General features: G+C 60.9%; 19 protein-coding genes. 11 read left to right on the top strand and 8 right to left on the bottom strand.

Features of this window, described 5'->3' with window-relative positions:
* The first annotated feature begins 4 nt into the window (after nucleotides 1–4).
* The 3 genes from H7A77_RS11305 to H7A77_RS11295 all read left to right on the top strand — a co-directional run bounded on the left by H7A77_RS11305 (nucleotide 5) and on the right by H7A77_RS11295 (nucleotide 2,300).
* The gene (locus tag H7A77_RS11305) at nucleotides 5–1,009 is read left to right on the top strand and encodes a fimbrial protein (RefSeq protein WP_049205605.1); all 1,005 of its coding nucleotides are present in this window, start codon (nucleotides 5–7) and stop codon (nucleotides 1,007–1,009) included.
* Between the two features lie 18 nt (nucleotides 1,010–1,027).
* Complete coding sequence (locus tag H7A77_RS11300; protein ID WP_046687944.1) at nucleotides 1,028–1,567, top strand: fimbrial protein; 540 nt, start codon at nucleotides 1,028–1,030, stop codon at nucleotides 1,565–1,567.
* A gap of 109 nt (nucleotides 1,568–1,676) precedes the next feature.
* A complete protein-coding gene (locus tag H7A77_RS11295) occupies nucleotides 1,677–2,300 on the top strand; it encodes a LuxR C-terminal-related transcriptional regulator (RefSeq protein WP_182074198.1) in 624 nt (207 codons plus the stop codon).
* Nucleotides 2,301–2,313: 13 nt separating this feature from the next.
* Here H7A77_RS11295 and H7A77_RS11290 read toward each other — a convergent pair whose 3' ends face one another.
* The 5 genes from H7A77_RS11290 to H7A77_RS11270 all read right to left on the bottom strand — a co-directional run bounded on the left by H7A77_RS11290 (nucleotide 2,314) and on the right by H7A77_RS11270 (nucleotide 7,908).
* Nucleotides 2,314–3,399, bottom strand: coding sequence for a fimbrial protein (locus H7A77_RS11290; protein ID WP_050440144.1), 1,086 nt, complete (start codon nucleotides 3,397–3,399; stop codon nucleotides 2,314–2,316).
* A 74-nt stretch (nucleotides 3,400–3,473) separates the two neighbouring features.
* Complete coding sequence (locus H7A77_RS11285; protein WP_182074197.1) at nucleotides 3,474–6,050, bottom strand: fimbria/pilus outer membrane usher protein; 2,577 nt, start codon at nucleotides 6,048–6,050, stop codon at nucleotides 3,474–3,476.
* Nucleotides 6,051–6,111: 61 nt separating this feature from the next.
* Nucleotides 6,112–6,816 (bottom strand): fimbria/pilus periplasmic chaperone, encoded by a 705-nt coding sequence (locus tag H7A77_RS11280; protein ID WP_042785530.1) that lies wholly within the window; start codon nucleotides 6,814–6,816, stop codon nucleotides 6,112–6,114.
* 60 nt (nucleotides 6,817–6,876) lie between these two features.
* On the bottom strand, nucleotides 6,877–7,410 hold the full coding sequence (locus H7A77_RS11275) for a fimbrial protein (protein ID WP_033651775.1): 534 nt from the start codon (nucleotides 7,408–7,410) through the stop codon (nucleotides 6,877–6,879).
* Nucleotides 7,411–7,521: 111 nt separating this feature from the next.
* Complete coding sequence (locus tag H7A77_RS11270; protein ID WP_050440145.1) at nucleotides 7,522–7,908, bottom strand: helix-turn-helix domain-containing protein; 387 nt, start codon at nucleotides 7,906–7,908, stop codon at nucleotides 7,522–7,524.
* 1,051 nt (nucleotides 7,909–8,959) lie between these two features.
* Between H7A77_RS11270 and H7A77_RS11265 the strand changes: the two genes are divergently transcribed.
* Nucleotides 8,960–10,453: a PLP-dependent aminotransferase family protein gene (locus tag H7A77_RS11265; protein WP_182074196.1), complete on the top strand. Its 1,494-nt coding sequence runs from the start codon at nucleotides 8,960–8,962 to the stop codon at nucleotides 10,451–10,453.
* Here H7A77_RS11265 and H7A77_RS11260 read toward each other — a convergent pair.
* Complete coding sequence (locus H7A77_RS11260) at nucleotides 10,450–11,364, bottom strand: DMT family transporter (protein ID WP_182074231.1); 915 nt, start codon at nucleotides 11,362–11,364, stop codon at nucleotides 10,450–10,452. The two genes, H7A77_RS11265 and H7A77_RS11260, sit on opposite strands and share 4 nt — an antisense overlap.
* A 297-nt stretch (nucleotides 11,365–11,661) precedes the next feature.
* Here H7A77_RS11260 and H7A77_RS11255 point away from each other — a divergent pair, with 297 nt between their 5' ends.
* The 4 genes from H7A77_RS11255 (at nucleotide 11,662) to H7A77_RS11240 (ending at nucleotide 18,529) form a co-directional block, all read left to right on the top strand.
* The gene (locus H7A77_RS11255) at nucleotides 11,662–12,900 is read left to right on the top strand and encodes an SrfA family protein (RefSeq protein ID WP_182074195.1); all 1,239 of its coding nucleotides are present in this window, start codon (nucleotides 11,662–11,664) and stop codon (nucleotides 12,898–12,900) included.
* Entirely contained in the window at nucleotides 12,900–15,845 is a 2,946-nt protein-coding gene (locus H7A77_RS11250) for a virulence factor SrfB (RefSeq protein WP_182074194.1), read from the top strand. The genes H7A77_RS11255 and H7A77_RS11250 overlap by 1 nt, the downstream gene beginning before the upstream one ends.
* Nucleotides 15,842–18,022: a virulence factor SrfC family protein gene (locus H7A77_RS11245; protein ID WP_182074193.1), complete on the top strand. Its 2,181-nt coding sequence runs from the start codon at nucleotides 15,842–15,844 to the stop codon at nucleotides 18,020–18,022. The genes H7A77_RS11250 and H7A77_RS11245 overlap by 4 nt, the downstream gene beginning before the upstream one ends.
* A 93-nt stretch (nucleotides 18,023–18,115) precedes the next feature.
* Nucleotides 18,116–18,529, top strand: coding sequence for a VOC family protein (locus H7A77_RS11240; RefSeq protein WP_182074192.1), 414 nt, complete (start codon nucleotides 18,116–18,118; stop codon nucleotides 18,527–18,529).
* Here the strand turns inward: H7A77_RS11240 and H7A77_RS11235 are convergent.
* A complete protein-coding gene (locus H7A77_RS11235; protein ID WP_047026517.1) occupies nucleotides 18,526–19,209 on the bottom strand; it encodes a Crp/Fnr family transcriptional regulator in 684 nt (227 codons plus the stop codon). The genes H7A77_RS11240 and H7A77_RS11235 overlap by 4 nt on opposite strands.
* A gap of 158 nt (nucleotides 19,210–19,367) precedes the next feature.
* Between H7A77_RS11235 and H7A77_RS11230 the strand changes: the two genes are divergently transcribed.
* Both H7A77_RS11230 and add read left to right on the top strand, forming a co-directional pair.
* Entirely contained in the window at nucleotides 19,368–20,309 is a 942-nt protein-coding gene (locus H7A77_RS11230; protein WP_033645346.1) for a nucleoside hydrolase, read from the top strand.
* A 9-nt stretch (nucleotides 20,310–20,318) separates the two neighbouring features.
* A complete protein-coding gene (gene add / locus H7A77_RS11225) occupies nucleotides 20,319–21,311 on the top strand; it encodes an adenosine deaminase (RefSeq protein WP_182074230.1) in 993 nt (330 codons plus the stop codon).
* Between the two features lie 29 nt (nucleotides 21,312–21,340).
* Here add and H7A77_RS11220 read toward each other — a convergent pair whose 3' ends face one another.
* The gene (locus H7A77_RS11220; protein ID WP_164057857.1) at nucleotides 21,341–22,540 is read right to left on the bottom strand and encodes an NAD(P)/FAD-dependent oxidoreductase; all 1,200 of its coding nucleotides are present in this window, start codon (nucleotides 22,538–22,540) and stop codon (nucleotides 21,341–21,343) included.
* A 300-nt stretch (nucleotides 22,541–22,840) separates the two neighbouring features.
* On the opposite strand from H7A77_RS11220, the gene pitA reads away from it, so the two are divergent.
* Entirely contained in the window at nucleotides 22,841–24,343 is a 1,503-nt protein-coding gene (gene pitA, locus H7A77_RS11215; RefSeq protein ID WP_033645348.1) for an inorganic phosphate transporter PitA, read from the top strand.
* Nucleotides 24,344–24,613: the final 270 nt, after the last annotated feature.

The raw sequence follows: 24,613 nt of genomic DNA, 5'->3' as shown, positions 1-24,613 counted from the left end.
CGCGATGAAAACTCAACTGACCAAATTCTGCCTGCCGCTGGCGATCGCGCTGGCGGCCCCCGCCGCCTGGGCCAACGGCTACGTCACGCCGGACGGCGGCCCCAAACAGTTCTATATCGATCTGAATGAAAGCAACATCACCAACCAGGTGGGGTTCACCAAACTGTTTCCCTATGATCTGGGCGGCACCTATACCGGCAAGGTGTATTGCGATACCCCTATTCCCACCAGCCCGCACTTTTACAAGTCGGATTCGGCGTTGCCCCCCTCCGACTACGGCAACGGCTATTTAAAACTGAATGACTTTTTGGATTTAAAAGCCGAGGTGTGGATCGCCGGCAACAAGAACGCCTACGTCACAGTGCCTTTTTACAACGAATCGAATTTGCTGAGCCAACACCGCTGCCAGCCGCCGTACTTACAGGTCAACAACTACGGCAGCGGTTCCAAAGGCAAGATCACCTTCCGGGTGCGCAAAAAGATCATCAACGGCGTCGAGATTAACGATCGGCAGATCATCGAGATGTACGGCCGCCTCGGCTCGACCGACGGCGGTTTCGGCCCCAATCCGATGGCGCAGGTGTTTATCCAGTCCGCGATCCTCTACGTGCCGGATAAATGCGTGGTGAACGAAGGCCAGCTGATCAACGTGGAGTTCGGCGAAATCGGCGGCAGCGATCTCAACGGCTCGAACTACCCGCAAAGCATTCCGGTGCGCTTCCAGTGCGAGGGCGGCAGCTTCGAGGACGGCACGCTGAACATCAAGCTGGCGGTCTCGGGCACGGCCGCTTCCTTCAGCAACGAGGTGTTCAAAACCGACAAGAACGATCTCGGCATCCGGCTGACGCACAACGGCCAGCTGGTCATTCCGAACGAGTTTTACCCGGTGCCGAACATCGGCAACGGCGGCTCCTGGAACCTGGTGGCGGCGCCGTTCGCCAACGGCGGCGCGGAGATCGGCGAAGGGGAATTCAACGCGTCGGCCACCATCGTGGCGGCATTCCAGTAACCGAGGGAGGAACGGAAAATGCGTCTACGCGCTTTAGCGCTGCTCAGCTGCGCGTCCTGGTGGTTTGCCGCCATGCCGGCGGCGGCGAACACCGAGCTTATCGGCGCGCCGGTGCAGTTCCACGGTACCGTGGTGAGCCGGCCGTGCAATATCGAACCGCAGTCCGCCGATCAGCTGGTGGAGATGGGCACGGTGATCGTCAAAACCCTGTATCGCTACGGCCACACCACACCGGTACCGTTCAGCATCAAGCTGACCGACTGCAAGACCACGGTATTCAAATCCGTCAGCGTAACCTTCAGCGGCACCGAAGACGGTGAGCTGCCGGGCAAGCTGGCGATCAACAACGGCGCGAACGGCGCCGCCATCGCCCTGTTCGATCATCAGGGCGCAGACATCGATTTGAATAAGGCCACCAGCGCCGTCGCGCTGCAAAACGGCCCCAACAGCCTGAACTTCACCGCCTACGTGCAAGGGCGGCCCAGCGCGATTCAAAACCAAAGCATTACCGAAGGCGAATTCACGTCCATCGCCAATTTTGTGCTGGCGTACCAATAAGCCCCGCACCGTCCCAGGGAAATCAGGAAAACGACCGGCGCGCGAACGCCGGCGATGGGCCGTCACCGTTTGCTCCGGCGCGGCGCCACGGCTTTTTAAGGAGTCACCCATGCCAGATATTCGCTTCACGCTGTTCGACAGCGATAACTTCTACCAGCAGGGGCTGCGTCTGCTGCTGCAGGACTATCTGCACTCCCTGAACGAATGCCACCACCGGTACCCGCAGTTCTCGCCGCTGGCGCTGCAGGCGTTGGATAACATCGAAATCGTGTTCCGCACGCCGGAAGAGCGCTGGGGCTGCGCCTGTTGTTATCAAAGCCCTCACGGCGTTCCGCGCCAGCGGCAGCTGACCCTGCTGATCCTCGACGACGCGACCCAGCAACAGGTGAAAAACCTGCCGCCGCTGTTCAGCATCCATCGGCGCGATTCGGCCTACGCCATTCGCCTCAAGCTGCAGATGGCGTTGGAAAAGTTCATCCTGCATCCATGGGTGGCGCTGCACGCCGCGGGCCAGTGGAAATGCCAGGCTTGCCGCATCGCCGCGCTCAGCCACTGCGAGAAAAAGGTGCTGGGGTTGATGAGCAGCGGCATGTCCGCCTGCAGCATCGCCGGCCTGCTGCAGCGCAGCCAGAAAACCATCAGCGCCCATAAGCGTTCGGCGATGCGCAAGCTCAACGTGCGTAAAAACAGCGAGCTGAATAAGGTGCTGCTGAATCAGCGCGGGCTGAGTTGACCAGCCCGCCCACTCAATAATAATTGATGTTAAAGGTCACGGTCGCGTCGGCGGCGCCCGGCGTGACGGTAGGCTCGGTTTGAATATAACGCGCCTGCAACGGGATGGTGAAAGACGTGGGCGTGGCGGGGGAAAGCGGCACCTTAATTTCCCGCGAGAACTGCACCGGCCGCGGCGATGACGCGCCATAGGCCAACTGGATGCCGACGCCGCTTGCGCTGCCGCTGCCGTCTTTAAGCCCCATAATGCCGTTGTCGCCATCGACCACCGCCGTATTGGGCGCTAACGACACCCCTAAACTGTTGGCGGTTGCGCTGACGATGCCGCTGTTGCCGCTATCGGAATAATGGGCTTCGGCCGTACCGTAAAATTTTGGGCAATCCATCAGGCGGATCGAGGCGTCTTTCCATTCGGTTACGCTGCCTTTTCCGGTGAAATCTCGTCCCATATCGTATTTCCCCATGGCGACGAAAACATCGGGCGTGGTGCAACTCTGCGCGACGATATTGATCGAGCCGGTAAAACACAGCCGCATAGCGGTAAACGGCGAGCTTGCCGGCCCAACCTGGGTCACCAAACAGGGCAAATCGGCGCCGGTGATGGTGCCGGGTTGAATATCGCCGGTCTTTATCAGCCGAATGCGGTATTTGAAAAGATTCGACGACCACCCGTACAGGGTATGACTCTCCGTGCTCCGCGACGTGTACGGCAGGGTGAAGGACAAAGCGTGGTTATCGATAAACACGCCAACGCCCGGCACGCCCGTCTGATAAACCTTGCCAAAACCGCCACTCCACTCCGACAGAGGATGCGGCGGCGGCTCATAACCCATGTCTATCGCGATGAACGGTTGCGCCGTCGAACATTCGACGTACACATTCCTGAAAGTGGGGTTAAAATTTTGCGTATACAGCGTAGCGCCCCGGGCCACTTCTGCCCCCACGGTGATATTGCTGGATACAATGGGCGCAGTGATATTCAGATCGTTTTTAACGTCCGACTTATCGCTGTAATAACAGTCGGCCCACACCGATTGGGCCAGCAACAGCGCCAACAAGGCAATGCCGCGCCAAATACCCTGGCGGTTTTTCTGTGTCATCTCATTCTCTCCCGTGCGCTGAAACGCCGTCGCTGCAGCCGTGCCCGACGGCGTTCCCGAGCAAAAAATAGGTCTCATCGTTCTGCGCCAACGCCGCTGCGACACGGCGCGCTAAAGCGCTGCAATACCGGCCGGCTGCCTTTCTGCTGCGGCATCAGCACGTAATTCAGGGCGCACTGCGCAGCGCGATCCGCCCCCCAGTGAACGCGCAACGCGCCCCTGTCCTGAGCGACGCGCGCATAAACCAGCCCGCCCTGCCCCACGGCGCCAACCACGGCGCCGCCTTCGTCGAGCACTTCGGCGCCGAACGGCGCCGGCGCGCCGGCGGCAGCGGTATCGATCAGAATCGGGGAGCCCTGGCGGGCGTTGTATTTCACTTTCACCACCGCGCCGGAATAAGGCGCGACCTTCTGCGTGGTCTCATCCATTTCAAGATCAGGGGCGCTTCCCTTGGGATCCAGACTGATTTCATTCAGCTGATACGGCGTCAAATACGGCACCAGCGCATAGCCTTGCGCATCCACATACACCCCTGGATATGCGGAGACGCTGGCGCCTTCGGCCCCTTTCGCCTCCACCAACGCGAACGTTTCCGAGCCGTAAGAGCTGAACGAGACGCCGCCGGCATGCCCCACGACGGTGCCGCTTAACCCGGCGGAGGCGCTGCGGTAGCCTTTACCGGAACTGTAAGCGCCGCTGAGCAGCGCTGCCTGACTGCGATACTGGCCGTTTACCGAGCCGCTGCCGCCATTGCGATTGGCGTTCATTGCGCTCATGCCGTAACTGAAGCGACTGTCGGCCCCCAGGTTGCCGGAGAGGGTGGCCTGCTGGCTCGACAACCCGTCGCTGTCATGCGCCAATCCGAGCCGCAGCTGCGGCGTGCCGGCCTTGTCACGACGCCCTAACGGCAGGCTGAAATTCAGCAGATAGCTGTTTTGCGCCCGGCCATTGCTCGCCTGGCTGCGCGTCATGCTCAACCCGTAGGTGACGGCTTTATAGCTGTTGCTATACCCCAACTGATACTGCTTGTCGCTGCCCTGCCCGTTCCAGTAATCCTGCACAGAGCCGCTGACATACAGCTGTCCCCATCCAGACGCCAACTCCTGCGAAATGGAAAACGTCACCCGATTGCGAGCGCGCGCGATATCGCCCTCTCCGCCGCCTTGCCTCAGCCGGTCGCGCGTTTGCATGGCGGTCATGAAATCCATATAGCCGGAGGTAGAGAATCGGTAAGCGGCCAGCGACAGGCTGCTGCCGATGTCATTCACGGTCTTGCTGTAGCTGAGGCGGTAGCTCTGCCCGCTCTGACGCCGTTCGCGGCCCAAACGACTGTCGCTTTGCGTCACATCGAAGCCAAGTGCGCCCAGCGAGGAACCGACGGCCCCGCCCAACTGCACCGCCTGATAATCTCGGGCGGCCTGCAGGCCGCCGTAGGCGGTGAGCGCATTGGATAAACCACGCTGGTAGGTGGCCTGATACAGCCAGGGCTTTTCCCGCAGGCTGTCACTGTCGGCCTTGCCAACGACGACTTCGTACCGATCGGCGCCAGGTCGCAGCAGTTGGGTGACCGCCGCATAAGCCACGGTAAAGACGCTTTGCGCGCCGTCAGCTTCACGCACCGTCACTTCCAGATCGCCGCCGTAACCGGTGGGATACAGATCGTCGATCAGAAATGCCCCCGGCGTTACCGTGGTCTGATAGATGACCTGCCCCCCTTGCCGCACGGTCACCTGCGCGTTGCTTCTGGCGATGCCGCGGATTTCCGGCGCATAGCCGCGCTGCGATTCCGGCAACATGCGCTCATCGCTGGCAAGCTGCACGCCGTTAAACGCCAGCGTATCGAACAGTTGGCCGGTGGTGTTCGCCTGGCCGATCACGCCTCTGCCCTTCAGCGGCGGAATATCGCGCTGCAGGAAGGTGTTAATGCTGTCGTATTGCGAAATGCCGTTTTGCGTCCAGCTATAGGCACCGTTATGGCGCAAATACCAGGCGCCGAAGTTGGCCCCGCCGGACAAACCGGCGTAGACGGAGTTATAGTCCGCTCCGCGTGACGTGCTGGAATACCCGTTCAGGTTGTAATTAAGAAACAACGTCGAGACGCCGCTGTCCCACTGCGCGGCGTCAACGCTGCCGCGCGCGGTCTTGCGCATATAAATCTGCGGCACCACGATATCCAGCCGCTGCTCGCCGCTGTCGAAGTTGACCTGCGCATCCGGAATCTGCCGCGGCAGATTAAAACAGGGTTCGCCCTGCGCCAATGGCGCCAGCGCCCCTGCCGGCAGCGCGGCGTCGTTAAAAGCGATGCTATTGACGATAGCCGGCGTCAGGCAGGGATACAGACTCTCATCGGCGCGGCTGCGAAATTCGATCTCTTTATTGCCAAAGGCCTCGTCATTGATAAACAACGCCACCCGATGCGTGCCGGCCAGCCCGGCCGCCCCGCGCGCAAAGCGCGCCAGATCGACGCCGGCGCGATCGCTCAGGTTAAGAAACGACGGGTCGAATTCGACCTTTCCGGCGATGGCCTGCGGCGCACGGTCGTCGGCCCACGCCTGAGCGCCACTTAATGCGCCGAGCACGCACAGCGCCGCCGGCGTTAAGCGCGCAGAGGCCGTGCGAAGGCCATGCGCAACGCTAACATATTCGGTCATGAACTTTTTTCCGCAAGGTTCGGCTGCTGCCGATGAGGCATTAAATGGCGATGTGCTTCGCTTACTTCACCAGCGCATCGAATTTATTGACGGCGCCGTAGTCATTGACGAATTCAATGGCGATCTGGGTTCCTGCGGCGGCGCGAATGCCGTTAAACATCAGCGAGGAATACGGCGCGATCATTTGCCCTTCACGTTCCTTACCATTGACGGCCAGGCTCACCAACGAGACGAAATACGGCGTCGGGTTGAACGCCTTCACGCCGCCCGGCGCGGCGGACCACGTCACTTTCTGCGCCGCGTCATTGGCGTCGCCGTTCAAGCCCGCCGGACGGAAAAACAGCTTGATGCGCGAACGGAAAGCCATTTGCAGCAGGCTGGCATCATCTTTGAGCTGTTTTTTGGCCGGGATTTCCAGCACGTTCAACCAGAAAACGCTTTCTTTATCCATCGGCAGCGCCGCCCCGGTATAGCTCAGGCGCAAGGTTTGCCCTTTGCCCGGATCGACGCGATTAATCGGCGGCGTCAAAATAAAAGGCACGCGGATATTTTCCGGCTTCACCGTCATATCACCGTCATCGATCCAGCTTTGAATCAATACCGGCGCTTTACCGACATTGTTCAATTTAACGGTGACATCCTTCGCCTCCGAGGAATAAATAACGCGCGTACCGCTAATCACCACGCTGGCGAATGTCATCGCCGAAAAAAGAGAAATAACTGCAAGCAAGAAAGCCTGCGATAAAATACGAGCCTGTCTGCTCATAATAATCGCCCCAATAAATAGCTGAGAAACAGGGGGGAAACTCCCCCCTTGAAATACGGGTTATTTGTATTGCAGTGAATATACGACGTTGCTTACCACCGAGCCGGCGGTCGCGGCGCCCATGGCGTAATATTCAACCGTATACGGCAAGGTCGCCATGCCATTGGTGATGGTGTAATAGGTAGCGTTCGCTATCTGGTTTTGACTGCCTGCAACGATCGGATTGAACGCTCCAGAGCCTTCACGCAGCTGCAGCACGACGTTTTTCGCCGTGCCCGTGAGGTTGCGCAGGCGCCCGCTCGAATCCACGCCAGGGCCGGCTTCAAAGAACGCCGTCGTGGTTTTCAAGGCGCCCTGGCAATTATTCAACTTCAGCTCAAACGCCGTACGACCTGCAGTCCAGCTCATCACGCTCAGCTGACTCTCGCTTACAACCGGCAAAGCAACATTACCATCGGCTTCCTGCCCATTGACCCGTACATCACAGGTCATCGCAGATACAGTACCGCTAAAATTGATCGTCCCGGTGCTGGCGGCTTGCACCTGACCAACGCAGCCCAGCAAGGCCAATCCTATTACGGAGGTCTTTTTCATATATACTCCTGATGATTTTAATTATAACGCGTTCTATTTCCGTAGGTGATAGCCAGCGGGAACGAGCTCCTTAAGCAATACGTTATTTCTTGCAACGCACGTTCAATAAGCTCACTCGTAGAACAAAGGCGTAACGATAGGATTATTCAGGGTATAACCCGACCCCCTCACATTCACTATGAAGTCGTGCGGCAAACCGATGGCATCGAGCCTTATCCTCAGCTCTTTCATGGTTTGCCAGAGTTTTTGACTGGACGAAGAATAATGATTTTCATCCCAGACTTTTTTCAGTATTTCATTCTTCGAAAGCTGTCGGCCTTTACCATATTGGATCAGCAAAAAAACCAGCAGCCGCACCATGGCATCATTGAGCGTCACGGCACTAAACAACACCAGTTTTTCCGGCGATAAAGAATTAATGCGCACCAGCCGCTTATTAGCGATATCGAGTTGTATATCGTTATCGATGATAAAACCAAAAAGATTGCGTTCCATCATGTCAATTCCCTGGATAAAATAAAAAACAAATAACTCAGAATCATAATATCGCTATGACATTATAATTTCAGAACACTCTGAGACAATCCCTGCTAACTCATCAGCCATAATGACCATAAACGTCTTAAAACAGATTTAATATCCATTAAAAGCCGGCCTCACCTTATTTTTGACCAAGGCAAGAAAGTTATCAGAAAAAAAATATCAACTCCGTCATTCCTTTTGCGGTGAGTCTTTCACTCTGCATTTTCGGATAAACTAGCTGAAAACTTCAAAAACACAAAAAAGCGTTACTTTTTTTAGACTCAACCTCTCATCAGCATTCCGCATTACAACGCTGAGAACTTGTCCTCTGCGCACCAACAGCGGCTCTCGCCTCGTTTGAATGACCTGGAGCAATGATACAGAAAAAAACATTCTTGCAGATGTATATGTTGCTTTTTTAATATTGTTTAAAATAAAATAATATGGAATGACTAAAAATAGATTTTAATAAACAAAAAATAGATTTAATTAATAGTTTGCAGCATATCTGACTTATACTGTCGATAAATTTTAATATTTTAAATAGCATTAAATTTCATACAAAACGCCAATTAACAAACATAAACACCAAAAAATTAACATTTACACCATTAATGAACCGCATTTAGGCTCTTACAGTGCAAAGGCCCCCCTATATTCACAAATCACCGTCACGCGCCCTATCCGGGAACAATCTCGCAAACTTATTCATTTGCCGCGCCCCTCCTCACATCGTTTATTATCGTGCGCTTTATTCAGCGCCGCTCCTGTTCACTCAGGCAAACCATATTCAACGCCGCTCGCAATATAAATGCTCTACGTCCGCGATGAAAACAGTCGCCACGCTGACAGGCACAAGCAATCAACAACATGCCCCCTCTATATTGATCGTCAGACGTCACTAAATTATGGCGAGGCAGACACAACCGCCATGCCGCGACACCGCGAATTCGGCAACGCATGCATGGCGAGATAAAGTGGTTTACTCTGCCTAAGCAATTTCTTTTTTTAATATGGACCGGAATGCATGCCCAGAACAGCCCAAGTCGTTGACGTCCCCGCCCTCGGCGAGATTGACCGCCAGGCGGGGCAGCTAAGCCACCAACTGGCGCAGGCCCTGCGCCGGGCCATCCACAAAGGCGATCTGAAAGCGGGCGATCTGCTGCCTTCGACGCGCCGGCTGTCGGCGGCGCTGAATCTGGCGCGCGGCACGGTATTGGAGGCGTTTGCTCAGCTGACGGCGGAAGGCTTTCTTGAACCGCAGCCCGGCTCCGGCACCCGGATCGCCCACTATCAGGCGCCGCGCCGCACGCCACACGCCACGGTGCAAACCGCTCCGGCCACAGCCGTGCCGCTTTCTTCACAGGCGCAGCATCTGGCGCGCTTTGCCGCCCAGGCGCGGGCGCTGCCGTCGGTGCCATTCACCGTGTCGGTCCCGATCGGCGATACCGCGCCCGACGATATCTGGCGGCGGCTCGGCAACCGCATCCGGGCGCGCGGCCCCGGCGCCCCGTCCGGCTATGGCGATCCGTTGGGCGCCCTGCCGCTGCGCGAAGCCATCTGCGATTATGTGCGCCGTTCCCGCTCGGTAAACTGCACGCCGCAGCAAATCCTCATCACCGCCGGCACCCAGCAGGGACTGTATCTGGCCGCGCAGATCCTGTTGGACGCCGGCGACAGCGCCTGGGTCGAGGACCCCGCCTACGCCGGCATCACCGCCCTTTTTAACAGCCTGTTTCGCGATCGGCACATGATCAGAGTGCCCGTCGCCGACGACGGCATCGACGTCGCCGCCGGCGTGCGCCTGGCCGCCGACGCCCGAGCCGCTTTTGTCACGCCGTCGCATCAATATCCGCTGGGCATGCCGATGAGCATGGCGAAAAGAAGCGCCCTGCTGGCCTGGGCCAGAGAACGGCAGGCCTGGATCGTGGAAGACGATTACGACAGCGAGATGCGCTACGCCGGCCACCCGTTCCCTTCGCTGCAAGGGTTGGCGCCCGAGCGGACGCTCTATCTCGGCACCTTCAGCAAGGTGCTGTTCCCTTCGCTGCGGTTGGGTTACGCCATCGTGCCGCCGCCGCTGGTCGACGCCTTTTGCGGCGCCCGGATCCTGATGGATCGTCACCCGCCCAGCGCGGATCAACACGTACTGGCCGCCTTTATCGCCGAAGGGTATCTCGACCGGCATATCCGCAAAATGCGCGGCGTCTACGCCGAGAAACGCCGGGTGCTGATCGAGGCGATCAACGCGCGCATCCCGGCCGAATTGGGGAGGGTGCAGCCCTGCGATCAGGGCATGCACATGGTGCTGTGGCTGAGGAAAGATCTCGACGACGTGCAGGTCGCCCAGCAGGCCAACGAAGCCGGATTGGCGCTGCGGGCGGTATCGCCGATGTATGCGCCCGGCCACGGTGAGCCGGGTCTGGTGCTGGGGTTGGGCGGTTACGATGACCGCCAGGTGCAGCAGGCGGTGGAACGGCTCGGCGAGGTGATCCGCGCCTGCGCCCGCAACGGGGCCTAGCGAGAAAAGCGCTTAGCGCCGAACACGCAAACCACCACGCCGGCCATCACAGCGATCATCATCGGCTGGACGGTTTCCTGCAGCAGCCAGCCCGCCAGCGCCAGGCCGAAGAACGGCTGCAGCAGCTGCAATTGCCCGACGGCGGCGATGCCGCCCTGCGCCAGGCCGCGATACCAGAAGATAAAGCCGATCCACATGCTGAACACCGAGACGTAAGCCAGCGACAGCCAGGCGGCGCCGCTGACGACGGGCCAAGCGGCCGGCGCCGCCCACCATGCGGCCGCCAGCGTCAACGGCAACGCCGCCACCAGCGCCCAGGAGATCACCTGCCAGCCGCCGATCCGGCGCGACAGCACCGCGCCTTCGGCATAACCCAAACCGCACAGCAGCACCGCGCCGACCATCAGCGCATCTCCCTGCCAGGCGCCGCCGCTCCCCTGGCTCAGCGCGAACGCCCCCACCAGTGCGGCGCCGATGCCCGAAAAAGCCCAAAAAGCGGGCTTGGGGCGCTCACCGCCGCGCAAGACGCCAAAACCGGCGGTCGCCAGCGGCAGCAGGCCGACATACACCAGCGAATGCGCCGAGGTGGTGTGCTGCAGCGCCAGCGCCGTCAGCAGCGGAAAACCGATGACCACGCCGAGCGCTACAAACAGCAACGGCGGCAAATCGGCCCGCGTCGGCCGCGCCTGGCGAGTGATCCGCAGCGCGCACAGGGCCAGCAAAGCGGCGATCGCCGCCCTGATCGCCGTCAGAAACAGCGGATCGAGCTCCAGCACCGCCACCCGGGTGGCGGGCAACGAGCCGCTGAAGATAATCATGCCGAGGAAACCGTTCATCCAGCCCTGAGCCGAATGCCCGACGGCGGGATGAGCAGGGGTAACAACAAGCGTTTTTTCAGACTGACTGTCCATCATGCAAATGCTCCGCACGCCTGAGGCATACCGAAATCGGCAACCCGCGAGGCGAGGTCATAGTGAAAGAGAACATCGTTCCCCGGCGTCGCTTGCCGGGGCTGCGTTCTATTTTTCAGATAAAGCGGTTCACAGACAGGTCCAGATAGCGAGATTTTCACTGTGCCGGTTGCCAAAGTGCGCCGCTAACGCCAAAGAAGGGCGTTTTTCGGGCTGTCCTTGGCCGTTTGGCGGCATCGCCGGCGGGGTACCATGGACTTTTATGCGTTTTTGCAGAACAGGACAAGGTGCGGCGCCGTGGTGAAACCCTTCTTACGCAGTGGCAGTTTGGATGATGTGCTGGCTTTAGGCGAAAACGGGCAACCGATCTACGCCTGCGCGCAGCAGCTGCGGGAAACCCTGCGTCTTCGCCGACAGCAGCAGGCCGCCGACTGTCTGGCGATCCCCCAGCCGAACGAAAGCGGCACGCGCATCGACTGGTATGCGCCCTTTCCGGGCAAGGTGACCTCCTGGCTGGCGGCAAGCGATGCCCAGCGCGCGCAGGCGGTGCGCCACCTGGAACACTGTCTGGCGACCTTCCGCAGCCTGACCGAACAGACCCGGGCGACCGATCACCCCAGCCACCGCCTGTTCGGCGCGCTGCTGGCCAAAGCGATGCACATTCCCGACCCCAACCACGTCTACCTGGTGGACGATCGGCCGGTGCTGACCTTTTGGGGCTTTATCAAACCGCAGGCGCAGAGCCCGGACGATCCGTTAGCCTGCCTGCGCCCGCTCGAATCGGAAGTGGAAAAACCGGCGCCGATCGCCGCCGCGCCGCGCAAACCGGCCGTTGTCGAACCGGTAAAACCGGCCCCGGCCGCCGAGCCTGAACCGGTGCCCGCCCCGACGGCGCCCGCCGAATCCCGCGCCGTTGTTCGCCCGCGTCGACGCCACGCGCTGTGGCTGTTGCCGGTACTGCTGCTAGGCAGCGCGGCGCTGGCCGCCTGGCTGCACCGCTCACCGCCGCCGCAACCGGCGATGCCGGCTGAGGTGCGCCATCCGGCACCGCCGGAAAAAACCGCCGCGCCGTTGCCTGAGCTGCGCTTGCCGCTGGCGCACGCCACGCTGATGCCGCCGCCCCCGGCGCCGGTCATCCCGCAGCCGGCGGACAAAAATGCGCTGGTGCTGCCGCCCGAGGCGGTGAAGGCCGGCTCCACCCGTTTCCTTAACGGCAAATGGCGCGCCACGGTGGCGCTGAAAGATCCGATCACCGGCAAGCGCCCCAGCCTGCAATACCGCCTGAACGCGGGCAAAGGCAGCGCCGTCATCGCCTACGGCGACGGCGTCACCTGCCGGGTGGCGGTCGAGGCCGGGCTGATGCAGTCCGGCAATCTGGTGATCAACAGCCGCACCAAAGCGCGCTGCAGCGACGGCAGCCGCTACCAGATCCCGGAAATCGTCTGCCGCCAGGGCGAGACCGGGGCCGCGGAATGCACCGGCCGCTACGATGCGGACACCACCTATCCCATGACGTTCAAGCGCGAGAGTAAATGATGCTGGCACCCCTTACGGACTACAAACACGGCATTACGCTGATTCAGGACAGCGGCATTCAGTTTATGGACTTTGCCCTGACCCCGCGGCTGGACGCCGAGTTTCCCGGCAAATTCGTGCGCAAGACCGCCAGCGGCCCGCTGCTGCGCCTGCAATGGGAGGCCGAGAGCGGCAAATATCAGCTGCCGGCCGAGGGCGGGCAAGCCGCCGAAGTGGTGCGGCCGGAGTTCAGCTACCCGCTGCAGCAGTCGCTGCGCCTGCTGGATAAGCTCTGGCTGCCGTTGCCGTTCTTGCGCTATACCGCCTCGGGGATATTTTTGTCAGGCCCGGATAACTGGGCTCGCCTGCAGGTGGTGCAACTGGATGAACCGGATCAGGACGGCAACCTGCTGCGGGTGGTGCTGGCCTTCGATACCCGCGCCGCCGTGCCCGGCCAGGAAGCGCTGGCGCCGGGCGAGAGCGATCTCGGCGCCGATCTGAGCTTCGCGCTGGCGCACCGCAACCACGAGCTGGGCGAGTTCCTCGATCTGACCTGGGTGGACGGCTGGCTGCGCGAGGCGTTCAGCCAGCGCGCCGCCGAGCGGGAACAGCGCGCCGAGGCGGAGATCAACGCCGGGCTGAAAACCTTCGAGTATCAGGCGCACTACCTCAACCTATTGCACATGCTCGGCCATCAGCTGACGGTGCCGCAGATAAAAATGGCGGCGGCGACGCTGCAACAGCCGGCGATCGACGTCGATCTGGTGCTGGACGTCGGCAATTCTCACACCTGCGGCGTGCTGGTCGAAGACCATCCGGAAGAGAGCAACGGCCTGAAGCAAACCTATGAGCTGCAGCTGCGCTCGCTGTCCGAACCGCATCACGTCTACAACGAACTGTTCGAGAGCCGGGTGGAGTTTTCTCGGGCCGCGTTCGGCAAGCCGCATCTGTCCTTCCAGAGCGGACGCGACGACGCCTTCCAATGGCCGTCCATCACCCGCGTCGGCCGTGAAGCCGCGCAATTGGCGCAGCGACGCGAAGGGCATGAAGGCACCACCGGCATCTCCAGCCCGCGCCGCTATCTGTGGGACGAAGAGCGCTATGCGCCCGGCTGGCGCTTCAACGAGCGTCACGAGCCGATGGCCGCCGCCGCGCCGTTGACCACCTTGATCAACGACGAGGGCGTGCCGCTGTCCGCCCTGCCGACGGCCGAACGGCTGCCGGTGTTCGCCGCCCATTACAGCCGCAGCGCGGTGATGAGCCTGATGCTGAGCGAGCTGTTGGCGCAGGCGCTGATGCAGATCAACAGCATCGCCCAGCGCAGCCGCATGCCGAACGCCGCCGCCCCGCGCCGTTTACGCGCCATCATCCTGACGCTGCCGTCGGCGATGCCGAAGCCGGAGCGCGAGATCTTCCGCCGCCGCATGCAGGAAGCGATCGGGCTGGTGTGGAAAGCCCTCGGCTGGCACCCGCAGGATGCGCCGTTCGACGGCGCGCACACTCGCTTCCCGGCGCCGCAGGTGCAGATCGAGTGGGACGAAGCCACCTGCGGCCAGATGGTCTATCTGTACAACGAAACCCAGGTGAACTTCGCCGGCCGCACCGACGCCTTCTTCGCCGCCATGGCTCGGCCCGATCGGCCGCTGACGCCGGGTGAACAGCCCGGCAAGACGCTGCGCATCGCCTCCATCGACATCGGCGGCGGCACCACCGATCTGGCGATCACGCACTACTCGCTCGATGACGGCGTAGGCAACAACATCAAAATCAACCCGCGCCTGCTGTTCCGCGAGGGCTTTAAGGTCGCCGGCGACGATATCTTGCTGGACATCATCCAGCAGTTTGTCTTGCCCGCCGTGCAACAGGCGTTCGAGGCCGCCGGCGTGAGCGCCGCTGCGGCGCTGATGGACAAACTGTTCGGCAACGAAGGGCGCATGGACGGGCTTTCCACCCTGCGTCAACAGGCCGCGCTGCAGATCTTCATGCCCGCCGGACGCGCGCTGCTCGCCGCCTATGAGCAGTACGATCCGCTGGACAGCCGCGCGGAAATCGCCGCCGGCCTCGGCGATCTGCTGCCGCAGCGGCCGACGCCGCAGGTGCTGGCGTTTATCAACGGCGAAGTGCAGCGCGAAGCCGACAGCGACGCCTTCGATATCCTGCACACCCCGCTGGTGATCCGTCTGGCCGACCTGCACGCCGCTTTCTTGTCCGATCGCATCGGCATCGGCCGCTGTCTGCGCCTGCTGGCCGAAGTGGTGGCGCTGTACACCTGCGACGTGTTGCTGCTGACCGGCCGCCCGGCGCGCTTCCCCGGCGTGCAGGCGCTGCTGCGCCATCTGCAGCCGCTGCCCGCCAGCCGCATTCTGCCGCTCGAGGGCTACCACACCCGCAGCTGGTACCCGTTCAACAAACGCGGCCGCATCGACAACCCGAAATCCACCGCTGCCGTGGGCGCCATGCTGTGCCTGCTGGCGATCGATCTGCGGCTGGAGAGCTTTTACTTCAACGTCGGCGATTTCCAGCCCTACTCCACCATTCGCTATCTGGGCATGCTGGACGGCAACAACATGCTGGCGGACGATAACGTCTATTACCGCGACATCGATCTGGATCGCGCCGATTTCGCGCTCGATCCCGCCGGCAGCTTCCAGCTGCGCGGCCCGCTGCGTCTGGGCTTCCGCCAGCTGGACAACGAACGCTGGCCGGCCTCGCCGCTCTATACGCTGACCATCAATGACGCCCAGTTGGCGCGCAAGCTGGCCGGCGACGCGGTGATCGGCCTGCGGCTGGCCATCACCGCCAGCGCCGAGCAGGGCGCCGAGAGCGTCAAGATCGCCCAGGCGCTGCTGGCCGACGGCAGCCCCGTCCCGGCGCACCACCTGCAACTGAAACTCAATACCCTGGCTGCCAGCGCCTCCGGTGCGACCCACTACTGGATAGACAGCGGGAGCATTTACCCACGATGAACACGCAAACCCTCGCCCCAGCGGCTCCGAATAACGCGCTCAGCGCCGGCATTTTGCAGGCGATCGACTGGGTGGACGCCGCACGCCGTCACTCCGCCCGCCTGGAGCGGGAAGCCGATCGGCTGATACAGCGTTTGCGGCGTTGCCATAACCGCGCCGCACTGTTGGAAAACACACGGTCTGCGCAGGTCGCCATCGGTTTATATGGCCACAACGCCGCCGCCAAAGCCCATCTGTTGGCGGCGCTGGCGCCCGGCGCGAAGCGCTTCGACGCGGACCTTTCGCTCGCGGTGCGCTACTGCACGGCGGCCGAGGCGGGGCCCGCCGATTATCCGATCGCCCTCGCCTTGCTCGATGAAGCGCAGTGGTTGGCCATGACGATTGACGCCGCCGCGATGAGCGGCTTCCGCACGGACTGGGACGCCCGCGCCATCGCCGACCACCTGCAAGCGCTGACGCGCCACCGACAGGCGATCGCCATCGATGGCCTCGACGGCAATGCCGTACTGGCGCTGTGGGACAGCCTGCGCCGCCACGGCGACAAAGAGCAATCCACGCTCGACAGGCACTTCTGGCCGCAGGCGGTGACGCTGGCGCCGCAGTTGAGCATCGATGACCGCGCGCGCCTGTTTGCGCCGCTGTGGGGAGAGGAAGCGACGCTGACGGCGCGTTACCGCCAGCTGGCGCACGCGTTGCAGGCGCTCGACGGCAGCAGACGGGTTCATGCCCCGCGCCGCGCGTTGGCGCTGCTGACCGCAAGCGCCGCACCGGAAAACGCCACGATCGCCGTCATGACCGAAAACGGCGATCAACGGGAGATCGCACTGAGCGATCTGGCCTGGCTGACCGCAGAAGTGACCACCCTGCTGCCGCAGACGACGCAGGCAGGCTTGCCCGCCGACGTGGCGCTGATCGACCTGCCCGGCAGCCGCATCTGTCCGCAGGCAGAGCCGGCGCAGCGTCTGCAGCAGGCGAAGCGCGCCCATTTACTGGCCCGTTGCGCCGACGGCCTGCACGCCAGCCTGCTGCTGGTGACCGATGCCGCCGCCACGCCGCAGGACGCCGCGCGCGTCGGCCAGGCGCTCGCCGATTGGGTCAACCACACCCAGGGGGAAACCCCGGCGCTGCGCCAGCGCCGCAAGCCCGGTTTAATCTGGGCAATCACGCCGTTCGATCTGCGTCAGGAAGGCAAAGCGCGGCCCGACGATGCCGTCCAGCGTCAGGTCGGCGAGCCCGGCGACAGCTGGGCCACGCTGCTGGCGCTGGATGAACAGGACTGCCGCCGGATGGTGAACTACCTGGCTGCACAGGCGCGCCCGGCCCACAAACAAGCGCGCTTGCTCGAACAGCGTGAAGAGTTGCAGCGCGAACTGACGGAAAGCCTGCTCGGCAACTGGCTCTCCGTCGCCGATCCGCACGCGGCGCAGCAACGCGCCCAGCAGCTGTTGCGCGCGTTGCAGGCGCAGGCCGGCCGCCACGGCGAACTGCTGGAACGGTTGCTGCCCCAGCGCGATACGCTGCGCCAGCTTTATCAGCAACAGCAGCATACGACGCCGTCCCAGACGACGCCGACTTCGCCGTTTGGGCTGGATATCGATCTGTTCGGTGCGCAAGACCCTGCGGCGCCCGGCGAGCAGCCCGCATCGCCTTTCGCCGCGCGGATCTTCGCCGACTGGGTCAACCATCTGCGCGCGCTGCCAGACAGCCGCCGGTTGCTGGATCTGCTCGGCGTCGACAGGCCGCACCTCGAACTGCTGGTCGATGCGCTGATCGGCGCCGCCTGCCGCCTGCGGCTCGACGACGAACTGGAGCGCGCGCTGTGCGCCGGGAGCTTGCCGGAACAGGGTGAAGATCGGCAGATCAGCCAGGCGCTGGCGCTACTGGGCGACTTCGTCGCCTGGCTCGGCTTCCAGCGGCGCGACGCGGCCACGCGCCCCGAGAGCCGCGTCAATCCCGGCCAGCCGATCTTTACCCCGCCGCCGCAGCCGGCGGTGGACTGGAGTGGCCAGCAGCGGCTAACCCGGCTGGCGCCGACGCCGACCAAAAATACCGCGTTTTATATCTATGACTGGCTGATCGGCCTGCAAACCCTGCTGGCGGAGAATGCCGCGATGGACAGCGCACTTGGTGAGGCGCAGCGTGCTAAGCTGGAGGAGATCGTGGCCGCTTTGCGATAAGCGGCGGCGCTGACAGCAATAGGGGAGAAAAGAGGATAAATCGGGCACGACCGCTTAAGCTAAAGAGTCACGTACCGCTCTTGGGAGAGAACCATGCCCCCTTTCAGCCTGAAGAATATCGATCATGTGGTTCTGCGCGTGCGCGATATGCAGAACAGCCTGCGTTTTTATACCCAGGTCATCGGTTGTGATATCGCCAAACAGCGGCCGGATTTGGGGCTGGTGCACCTGCGCGCCGGCGCCTCCATGATCGATCTGGTGGACGTCAACGGCATGCTAGGAAGAAAAGGCGGCATGCCGCCCGATGCCAGACAGCAGAACGTCGATCACTTTTGCCTGCGCATCGATCCGTTCAACGAAGACGCGTTGCTGACCTACCTGCGATCGCAGGGGATCGACGCTGATCCCGCCGAATCGCGCTACGGCGCGGAAGGCGACGGGCCGTCCATCTATTTCAGCGATCCGGACGGCAATCGCGTGGAATTGAAAGGGCCGGCGCTCGATTAACCGCTTTGGTTACCTTCGATAGCAGACAGCCGTTGGCGATCCGTCACCCGCAGTGATTTGTTTTTAAACTGAATGATGCCTTCCGCCGCGAGCTGCGCCAACGCGCGGCTCAGCTGTCTGACGGAGATGCCCAATCTCGCCGCCAGCGCCTCCCGGTTTTCCAGCTCAATCAATTCCCCTTCGCTCTTTATCTTGAACAATAAAAATTTTCGCAGTTTATATTCCGCCGTCAAAACGCCGTTCGCATGCAGCAAGGAGGAATGCAGCAGCTTATTGCTCAATTGCCGGCAGATAAAGGTGAGAAACGCCGGGTCGCTCAGGGCGTGATTGTTGATGACCTCTATCGGTGCCGCGAGGAGCAGCGCGTCGGTCACCGCCTGCACGGTGCTGAACAGCGTGCGCTGCGCCTGGGAGAACAGCTCCAGATCGCCAATTACCGAGAAATCCGTTTCGAAGGAAAAGACAATGTGCGCACCATTCACATCAAAATTCTCAACCTGCAATTTTCCCTGCACGAGAAAAAACAGGTGGGTCAAACGATCGCTTTGCGTCACCAGGTATTCGCCGGCTTCGACGCTCACCAGGCGCAGTGCGGCGAGCAGCGTGGGCGAAAGCGCCGTTTGCATATCGTGAACCTCAATGAACGCTTCTTTTAGCTTGCTGTCACCGACCGTTTTCAAGGCGATTCACTCCCAAGGCTCATCCTTAAACGTCTTGCCTCCTCGCTTTCGACTGCGTTCAGCATAGCCGACGCGCTTCAGAACGAAAAAGGACATCTGACCTTTTTTGCCTTGGGCCGCCTGGGTATTTTCTCCGTACCCCCTACGAGGAGATTGCCATGCGACACATTCTGATAGACACCGATACCGCTTCCGACGATGCCGTTGCGCTGCTGATGGCGTTGCGCGAACCTGGCGTGAAAGTGGAAGCGATCACCGCGGTCGCCGGAAACTGCCCGCTAGAACACTGCGTCAAAAATGCGCTCATTTGCGTGGAAAAAGCGGGAACCTATGCTCCTCCGGTTTACGCCGGCATGGCGAAACCACTGTTTCGCACGCGCTATCACTCGCACCATATTCACGGTGAAGACGGCATGGGCGACATGGCCTTGCCGACCCCACGCTTGGCCGTAGAACCCGTTCATGCCGTGGACGCCATCATCGACTGCGCCGCACGGCTCAAGGGCGAGCTGGAAATCGTCACCCTGGGGCCGCTGACCAATCTCGCGATGGCGGTGCTGAAAGCGCCCGCGCTGGCCGAAAAGGTGAAGCGCGTGTATGTCATGGGCGGTTCCGGACTGACGCCCGGCAATATCACCCCGCTGGCCGAATTTAATTTTTACGCCGACGCCGAGGCTGCGCATCTGGTGCTCACTGCCGGGCTGCCGCTCACTCTCGTCGGCTGGGAGATCGGCATGGGGGAAGCCTTTATCGACGAACGCGATATAGAACGATTGAATAACCTCGGCGAACTGGGACGCTTTGCCGTGCGCTGCAATCGCGCGCTGATGGCGTTCAACGCACGGCGCACCGAACGCAAAGGGTTTGATTTGCCCGATCCGACCACCATGGCGGTGGCGCTCTATCCGGATATCGTCGAGACCAGTCTGGAAGCGTATTCATGGGTAGAATATAAAAGTGAGAGGTCTTACGGCCATTACGTCATCGATTCCACTCAGCTTACCGGCGAACCGGCCAATGCGCGCGTGATTACCCGCATTAAGCCCGGCCTGTTTAAAGAAAAACTGTTCTCGTTGTTATCTCAGCCGTTAATGAAATAAGTGACCCGCATGAAATTCGATCCAAGAAAATTGAAGAAAGTGGAATTACACGTCCATTTGGATACCTGTTTAAGCTACCACTATTTAAAAAAGGTCGACCCGCAAATAACCAGAACGGCATTTAATCGGCAATTTGTCGCGCCGAAACGATGCGCCGATCTGGGGGACTTTCTAAGCAAGATAGCGCCGCAAATAGATCTATTGCAGACAAGCCAGGCGATAACGCTGGCCGTCGAGGACTTATTCGCGCAGTTGGCGGCGGATAATGTCATCTATGCCGAGCTGCGCTTCGCGCCGCTGCTGCATACCCGGCTGGGGTTAAGCGGTGAAGCGGTGGTCGAGACGGTGCTGGCGGCCATGCATAACGCCTCGCGGGCTTACGGCATCGCCGCCGGGCTGATCCTATGCACGCTGCGGCATTTCGACGCGGCCACCAGCCTGCAAACGGCGAAGCTGGTTATCGATTATCAGGGAAGCGGCGTGGTGGCGCTGGATTTGGCCGCCGATGAAGCGCGTTACCCGCTGACCCACCATGTGGCGGCCTTTCGCGCCGTGCGTGCCGCCGGCGGCAACGTCATCGCCCACGCCGGCGAGGCGAAGGGCCCCGACAGCGTGCGGGAGACGCTAGATAGGCTGCAGGTGTCACGCATCGGCCACGGCGTCAGAAGCATCGAGGACCCTGCGCTCGTCGAGCGCCTGGTAGCCACCGGCGTCCTGCTCGAGATATGCCCCAGCTGCAATCTCACCTGCAATTTGTTCGACAGCATCGACGATCATCCGATAGATCGGCTGAAAAAGTGGGGGGTGCGGCTAAACGTGAATACCGATGCGCGCACCGTCGTCGATACCACGCTGAACAAGGAGTACCAGCTGTTGCATGACGCCTTCGGCTGGCAGGATGACGATTTTAACCGCAGCAACCGACAGGCGCTGGAGGCGAGTTTTCTCGACGGCGATACTAAAATTAAATTAATGAGTCAGCTCAATGCCGGGTCGATGTGACCCGGCGCGTTTCAAGGCCAAGCGGCGTTTTACCGCCCCTGCGCCGCCAGCGCCTGGGCGCAGGCCCAGGCCGAACTCCAGGCCCACTGGAAGTTGTAACCGCCCAGCCACCCGGTCACGTCCACCACTTCGCCGATAAAATAGAGCCCCGGCGCCTTGTGGGCTTCCATCGTCTTGGAAGAAAGTTCGTTGGTGTCGACGCCGCCGAGCGTCACCTCCGCCGTGCGATAACCCTCGGTGCCGTTCGGCTGCACGCGCCAGTTCTGCAACAGATCCACCAGCGCCGCCTGTTGCGGCGCATTCAGCTGCTTCAGCGTCGCCTCCGGCAGTTGTCCCAGGGTCTGCAAGCATTCTACCAGCCGCTTCGGCAAGTGCAGCGCCAGGGTGTTTTTCAGGCTTTGGTTCGGGTGCTGCAGGCGCTGTTCCTCAAGGAAGCCCGCCATATCAAGCTCAGGAAGTAAGTTAATGCTCACATACTCACCTGGTTGCCAGTAGCTGGACAGCTGCAATACCGCCGGGCCGGACAGGCCGCGATGGGTGAACAGGATGCTTTCACGGAAGCTGACGCCGTTCTCGGCGGTGATCACCGCCGGCACCGACACGCCGGACAGCGTTTGCACATGCTCCAGCAGCGGCTTATGCAGGGTAAACGGCACCAGCCCGGCGCGCGTCGGCAGCACCCTGAGGCCGAACTGCTCCGCCAGCTTGTAACCGAACGGCGAGGCGCCCAGCCCCGGCATGGATAATCCGCCGCTGGCCACCACAAGTGAGCGAGCACTTACTTTTTCGCCATTCAGCGCCAGCGCATAGCCGTTCTCGGTTTTCTCCACGCCCAGCACTTCGCTGCGCAGGCGCATCGTCACCTGGCCCAGCTCGCACTCTTTGACCAGCAGATCCACCACCTGCTGCGCCGAATCGTCGCAGAACAGCTGCCCCAGCGTTTTTTCATGGTAGGCGATGCCGTAACGGTTGATCAGATCGATGAAGTCCCACTGGGTGTAGCGCGCCAGCGCCGACTTGCAAAAATGCGGGTTGTTCGACAGATAGGCCGCCGGTTCGGCGTACATGTTGGTGAAGTTGCAGCGCCCACCGCCGGACATCAGGATCTTGCGGCCCGGTTTTTTGCCGTTGTCGAGCAGCAACACGCGGCAACCGAGTTGCCCCGCCTGCGCGGCGCAAAACATGCCGGCGGCGCCCGCCCCAATCACTACGACATCAAACTGTTCCACCTGAGCCTCACTTATCAAAACCACAATCGCGACAAAAGAGCGCCATATTACGCCGTTTCGCCGCCGGTCACCGCCAAATTCACGGCGGCAGATTGTAAAGCCCCCGCGCCGCCAACGCCATAGTAAGAAAATATTACAGAGGTCAGAGCAGATTAACGCGTTGATATTCCATATTTTTGTTATAGACACGCCACCATTTCGTCATGTCCAAATCAAAAAAACGTCATATTTTCCTTTTCCCCGGCACCGGTTGTCACTGATAATGCGCGGCGTTCATGTCCACAAACTGGCGTAACGCTTATGCTGCATTTGTTCGCTGGCCTGGATTTCCATACCGGCCTGATGTTAATTCTCGCATTGTTGTTCGTGTTGTTTTATGAAGCCATCAACGGTTTTCATGATACGGCCAATGCGGTCGCTACAGTTATTTATACCCGCGCCATGCGCTCGCAACTTGCGGTCGTGATGGCAGGTTTGTTCAACTTTCTTGGCGTAATGCTCGGCGGTTTGAGTGTTGCTTACGCCATCGTCCACTTGTTGCCTACCGATCTGTTGTTGAACGTCAGTTCAGCACACGGATTAGCCATGGTCTTCTCCATGCTGTTGGCGGCAATCATCTGGAACCTCGGCACCTGGTATTTCGGTCTGCCGGCGTCCAGTTCCCATACGCTGATAGGCGCAATCATCGGTGTCGGTTTAACCAACGCCCTGATGACCCACACTTCGGTCGTGGATGCGCTTAACGTCCCGAAAATGATTGGCATTTTCCTTTCTCTGCTGTTCTCGCCGCTGGTCGGCATGATGGTGGCGGGAGTGATGGTGTTCGCCTTGCGCCGCTATTGGAGTGGCACCAAGAAACGCCAGCGTATCCACATGACCCCAGCGGAACGTGAAAAGGTCGACGGCAAACGCAAGCCGCCGTTCTGGACCCGTATCGCGCTGATCCTGTCGGCGATTGGCGTCAGCTTCTCGCACGGCGCCAACGACGGTCAGAAAGGCATCGGCCTTATCATGCTAGTGCTGATCGGCGTTGCCCCGGCCGGCTTCGTGGTCAATATGAATGCAACCGGTTATGACATCACCCGTACGCGTGACGCCGTGACCCACCTGCAGCAATATTACCAGCAGCACGGCGACGCGCTGTCGCATGCGGTGTCGTTGACGCCGCTGGTGCCAAGCCCGGATGACGAAGCCACGCCTGGCAAACCGGCCGAGTTCCACTGCGACAGTTCGCGCGCCATGCCGGCGATCGAGCTGGCTCAGGGCATGCTGACCAACCTGCAAAGCTACGATCAGTTGACGGTTGAGCAGCGCAGCCATTTGCGCCGCCTGCTGATGTGCGTGACCGACACGGCGGATAAAGTCGCCAAGCTGCCGGAAACCTCATCCGCCGACCAGCGCTTCCTGAAGAACCTGCGTCAGGATCTGCTGCAGACCGTCGAGTACGCGCCGATGTGGATCATCGTCGCCGTCGCGCTGGCGCTGTCGCTCGGCACCATGGTGGGCTGGAAACGCGTAGCCACCACCATCGGCGAGAAGATCGGCAAGAAAGGCATGACCTACGCCCAGGGCGTATCGGCCCAGATGACCGCGGCGCTGTCGATCGGCGTGGCGAGTTATACCGGCATGCCGGTCTCCACCACCCACGTTCTCTCTTCGGCGGTTGCCGGGACGATGATCGTGGACGGCGGCGGCGTGCAGAGCAAAACCGTGAAGAACATCCTGTTGGCCTGGGTGCTCACCCTGCCAATCTCGATTCTGCTTTCCGGTGCGCTGTATTGGGTCGCGTTGAAGCTGATCTAAGCGACAAGCATCATGAGGAAGGCGGCCGCATGGCCTAATGCCAGTCAGTTAAGCCTGACTGGCATTTTTTTATCCATCCTCTGGGCGTTTTGTGCAGGAGAATTGCCGTAAATACCCCGAATTTCTCTGTTACCACAATGAACGGCAATTGGAGGGGCCGAAGGCGCGGCCCCTCCACCCGCGCCTTCGCTTAACACCGTCTGTCCGCTATGCGGATACCCTCGCCGCGTCTGCATTGTCGGGCGGGTCGGCTGCGACAAACGTCCCTGT

The organism is Serratia sp. ME47, assembly GCF_903970925.1.
GTDB lineage: Bacteria > Pseudomonadota > Gammaproteobacteria > Enterobacterales > Enterobacteriaceae > Serratia > Serratia ureilytica.
The sequence above is the reverse complement of the archived record's forward strand: the minus strand, read 5'-3'. Positions and strand labels throughout refer to the sequence as shown.